At 66.7% G+C, this 4,946-nt stretch carries 3 protein-coding genes and 1 pseudogene; 3 read left to right on the top strand and 1 reads right to left on the bottom strand.

The annotated features are described in order from the left end of the window. From GJ693_RS13725 to GJ693_RS13715, 3 genes are all read left to right on the top strand, one after another. A partial coding sequence (locus tag GJ693_RS13725) for an ATP-binding protein (RefSeq protein WP_156256844.1) occupies positions 1 to 914 on the top strand: 914 nt, incomplete at its 5' end. A 2-nt stretch (positions 915 to 916) separates the two neighbouring features. Next, positions 917 to 4,132, top strand: a complete 3,216-nt coding sequence (locus tag GJ693_RS13720; protein ID WP_156256843.1) for an eCIS core domain-containing protein — start codon at positions 917 to 919, stop codon at positions 4,130 to 4,132. Beyond that, positions 4,132 to 4,668 (top strand): T6SS immunity protein Tdi1 domain-containing protein, encoded by a 537-nt coding sequence (locus tag GJ693_RS13715; protein WP_156256842.1) that lies wholly within the window; start codon positions 4,132 to 4,134, stop codon positions 4,666 to 4,668. Before GJ693_RS13720 ends, GJ693_RS13715 begins: the two co-directional genes overlap by 1 nt. Here GJ693_RS13715 and GJ693_RS17035 read toward each other — a convergent pair. After that, positions 4,663 to 4,946: pseudogene (locus GJ693_RS17035) on the bottom strand (ABC transporter ATP-binding protein); the annotation flags it as partial. The gene GJ693_RS13715 and the pseudogene GJ693_RS17035 overlap by 6 nt on opposite strands.

Here is a 4,946-nt window from a genome sequence, read left to right as displayed (position 1 = left end):
GCACCATCATGCGCGCCGCCCCGGCCGCCCTGCTTGCTGCCCGCGCCGCCGGTCGTGATCAGCCCACCCCTGCCGATGTCGCCGCCGCCTTGGCCGAAACGCCCGATCCGCGCCTCGAGGGCCTCGCCACCCGCATCAGCCTGTCGGATCGCAGCGAGCGCCCGCAGCTCGATGCGCTGGCCGATGCCGAATTGGACGCACTGGCCCGGCGTTGCACCCTGCGGGAAGCGCTGGCGGATCATGCCGGTGCAGGCCCCGGTGGGTTGGGCGTGCGCGCGCTGTTCAGCGGGCCGTCTGGCACCGGCAAGACCATGGCCGCCCGCCACCTCGCCCGCTTGCTTGGCCGCGAACTGTGGCGCATCGATCTGTCGGCGGTGGTGAGCAAATATATCGGCGAGACCGAAAAGGCGCTCGACCGCGCGCTGGCGGCGGCCGAAAGCCGTGACATCATCCTACTGCTCGACGAAGGCGATGCGCTGATGGCGCGGCGCACTGATGTGGGCAACGCCAACGACCGTTATGCCAACCTCGAAACCAATTTCCTGCTGCAGCGGCTGGAGGATTTTGCCGGCATCATCATCGTCACCACCAATGCTGCCGAGCGCATCGACACCGCATTCGCCCGCCGCATGGACGTGGTGGTGCCGTTCCGCCCGCCCGATGCCGCGTTGCGGGCGGCCATATTGAAAGGCCTGCTCGCCGGCAGCGACGTCAGCCCCGGCCAACTGGGCGAAGTGGCGGCGCGCTGCACGCTCACCGGCGGGCAATTGCGCAACATCGGCCTCCACGCCCGCCTGCTTGGCCTGTCCGCCGGCCGCGCGCCCGGCGATGCCGATCTGCTCCATGCCGTGACGCGCGAATATCGCAAGGATGGCGGCCACAGCCCGCTCAAGCCGCCCATCGGAGCGCGCTGAGCATGGCCTCGGCGCCGGCCCGCACCACGGCGACTGCGCCCTCCACCCAGAGCCAGCGCGCCAGCCTGCCGGTCTCCAAGCCCAGCGACCGTTCCGAACAGGAAGCCACCCGCATCGCCAGCCGCGTCGCCCAGGCCGATCCGGCTCGTATCGCGCTGCTGCCAAAGGCCGCCAAGCCCACGTCTGCCGCGCCTGCAGGCAGTGGCGGCCAGGCACTGCCGGCACCGGTCCAACTGTTGATGGAGCGCCAGTTGGGCATCGCGCTTGATGGCGTGCGCCTGCACACCGATGCCAATGCCGCGCGCGAGGCCGATCAGCTCGATGCCCGCGCCTTCACCGTGGGCGGGGACATCTTCTTTGGCGCCGGCCAATATCGCCCCGAAAGCGCCGAGGGCCGCGAGCTGATCGCCCACGAACTGGTGCACACAGTGCAGCAGGGCGCCACCAAACAACAGGGCGTGCAGCGCAGCCTTTTGCCGGGCGCCGAGGTGCAGGAACGTTCGCCCCCGATGATCCAGCGCGGCCTGTTTGCCCGCGCGCTGAAAAAGGCCCGCTCCTATCTCGCCGGTCTCGCCGATGGTCTGCCCGGTTACCGGCTGTTCTGCCTCGCCATCGGCCACAACCCGATTGCCGGCACCGATGTGGCGCGAGACGGCCCCAACGTGCTGCGCGCCATCGCCGGCGTGGTGCCGTTTGGCGACACGATCCTCGAAACGCTGCAGAACCACGGGATCATCGACAAGGGCGCGCAGTTCGTTTCCAGCCATTTCGGCGCGCTGAAGGCGCTGGGCAGCGGCATCATCAGCGATGTGAAGGCCTTCATCAGCGACCTCGGCCTTTCGGACGTGGTGCGCCCCGGCAAATTGTGGGATCGCATCAAGACCCTGGCGCGCAGCAGCATCGGCCGCGTCGTCGGCTTCTTCGGCAATCTGGTCAGCCAATTCGCCGCGCTGGTGCGCGATGCCATATTGAAACCGCTGGGCAAGTTCGCCGCTGCCAACGTGCCGCACTGGGATCTGCTGGTCGGTGTGCTCGGCGAAAACCCGGTTTCGAAGGACGGCGAAAGCCCGGCCTCCGCCCTGATCGGCGCCTTCATGACGCTGATCGGCCAGGAGGAAGTGTGGAACAACATTAAGAAGAGCGGTGCGATCGGCAAAGCCTGGACCTGGTTCAAGACCGCGATGGCCGGTGCCAAGGCGCTGGTCGTCTCGATCCCCGGCCGCGTGCTCGGCATCTTCAAGGGTCTGGGCATCACCGATCTGCTCACCCTGCCCAAGGTGTTCGGCCGCATCTTCGACACGCTGAAGAGCTTCGTCAGCGATTTCATGAGCTGGGCCGGCAGCACCGTGCTCAACCTGCTCGAAATCATCCTGTCGGTCGTCGCCCCCGCCGCCTTGCCCTATCTGAAAAAGGCCGGCGCCGCCTTCAAGACGATCATCCGCAATCCGATCGGCTTCGTGCGCAACCTGGTCAGCGCCGGCAAGCTGGGCTTCCAGAATTTCGCCGGCAATTTCCTCACCCATCTGAAGGCCGCGCTGATTGGCTGGCTCACCGGCAGCCTGGCGGGCAGCGGCGTCTACATCCCGCAGGGCTTCAACCTCAGGGAAATCCTGAAGTTCGTCGCCTCCGTGCTGGGGCTGACCTGGGCGCAGATCCGGGTGCGGCTGGTGGCAGCGGTGGGCGAGACCGCGGTGAAGGCGATGGAAACCGGCTTTGCGCTGGTCAAGACGCTGATCACCGAAGGCCCGGCGGCCGCCTGGCAGCAGATTGTCGAGGCGGTGGGGAACCTCAAGTCGATGGCGATCGATGCGGTGATGGATTATGTGAAATCCAAGATCGTCTCGGCCGCCGTGACCAAGCTGCTCTCGATGCTGTCGCCCGCCGGCGCCTTCATCCAGGCGCTGATCGCCATCTACAACACCATCATGTTCTTCGTCGAACGGCTGCGCCAGATCGCGGCGGTGGCGGCCAGCTTCATCGACAGCATCGCCGCCATTGCCAATGGCACACTCGGCCCCGCCGCCGCCCGGGTGGAGCGCACGCTGGCCGGGCTGCTGGTGCTCGTTGTCAGCTTCCTCGCCCGCATCGCCGGGCTGGGCAAGGTGTCGGACGCGATCAACAACCTCATCAAGAAGATCCGCGCGCCGATCGAAAAGGCGCTGGACAAGGTGATCGCCTGGGTGGTGGCGCAGGCCCGCAAGCTGGGCCGCTTCGTGGCGCAGGCAGGCGTGCCCAATGATCCGGCCAAGCGGCTGGAGCTGGCGGCCAACCATGCCGTTACCCTGGCCAGGCCATTGGCGGGCAAAGCCACTGCGCCGTTGCTTACAGGGGCGCTCTCACTGCTCAAGACCCGCTACGCACTCACCACGCTCACGGTGCGCGAGGAAGGCGATGACTGGGTGGCCGATATCAGCATCAACCCCAACAAGAAAAAGAAGCTGGGCGTTGGCGGCAAGAAGGGCAAGGGCAAATCCGGTGGAGGCGCCGCCGGCAAGCCAGCCACCCCGGCAGCCGGGCCGGACTGGGGGCCCATCATCGCCAAGCTGGATCAGGCGGTGGCGATGTTCACTGAATGGGCAAGCAACGGCTCCAGCAGCGTGGGCGCGCAAGTTCTGAACAAGTTGCAGGCCGCACGCACCAAGGCCAAGGCGCTGGCCGCCGACCAGAAGGCCGGCAAGACCGGGCTGGATGCACGCCGCACGGCGCTGGGAACTGAACTGCGGACCATCCAGACACTGGATCCCGATTATGAACTTGTCTCGATCGGTGAACTCGAGGTGACGATCAAGAAGGCCAAGAAGAAGATGCCGGCCAAGAAGCTGTCACCCTTCACCATGCTCGACCCCAGCTGGCGTTCGATCTATGTTGAGCAGCTTGCCGCGCAGCAGGCGGGGATCAATGCCATGACGCTGAACCAGATGGAGGGCAACAAGGACCTGTTTGTTCTCCAGGGGCGGGGCAAGCGCGAGAAGAAACTGCGTGGCGAATTTAACAAGCGCTTCGGCAATCAGCCCGGCACGGCCGCCCCGCATAATCCCGACAAGGGGTGGGCATTGGGCTTTGACGATCCCACTGGCGAGCCGGCCGACAGCGACGTCAACAGCCATATCGGCTCGCAGGGTCGTGGCAAGAAGCAGGAAATCATCGACGCCGTGATGGCGGTCAAGCCGCTCGCCCGCGTGATCACGCAGGCCAACTTCCTTCTGGTGGTGCAGTGATGGCCGGTGCCGACGAATTTCTGGCCGCCTTCGGGCCTCCTCGCGCTGGCACGGCGGGCAGAGCCGCCTGGCCGCGCGCGCTGCCCGATGTCGATGCGGCCCTCGCCATAACGGGCAGCGGCCTGTTCGCAGACGGCCTGCTTGGCCTGGCCAGTGTGCGCGAAGTCGGGCTCAGCCTGGATGGCTGGCCTGTCCCGCCTGCCGAGGCCGCTGTCCCCTTCCTGTCCACCGCCATGGGCGTGGTGTTTGCCCGCGGAAAGCAGGTGATCTGGGTAATCGACAGCTGGGAAGGCAGCGCCTTCGACAGTGACATGAGCGTGGATGAGCTTTTGTCACAACTCGCCAGCGAAGACAGCCGCAACGGCACGCTGGACTGGCCGGGATACAAAGGCTGGCTGGAGAGGTCTGGCCCGTTGCCCGACACCAGCATCCTGCAGCCCAAACCCCTGCCCATCCTCGGAGGCAGCGGCGCGATCAGTAGCTGTCACGCTGCCGAGATCAAGGTGCACATGGATATCGTGCGCCAGCTGTTATGAGCCTCTCAGCCACGCATTGAGCCGGCTCGCCGGATCGGCCAGCACCACTGCCGCCGGCCCCTGTTCGACGACCCGCCCGGCATCAATGAAGGCGCAGGCGTCGGCGATGCCGGCGGCTTCGGCGAGATCGTGGGTGACGATGATCATGGGCGCGGCGCTCTGGCGGCGGACGGCGGCGACGGCGGCGACCAGCGCGCGGCGAACGGGGGGATCAACCGCCGCGAACGGCTCATCCAGCAGCAGCACGGCCGGATTGCGCGCCAGGGCGCGGGCCAGGG

It is taken from the genome of Sandarakinorhabdus oryzae (genome assembly GCF_009733735.1).
Taxonomy (GTDB): Bacteria; Pseudomonadota; Alphaproteobacteria; order Sphingomonadales; family Sphingomonadaceae; genus Sandarakinorhabdus; species Sandarakinorhabdus oryzae.
This window is presented reverse-complemented; position numbering and strand designations above follow the sequence as displayed.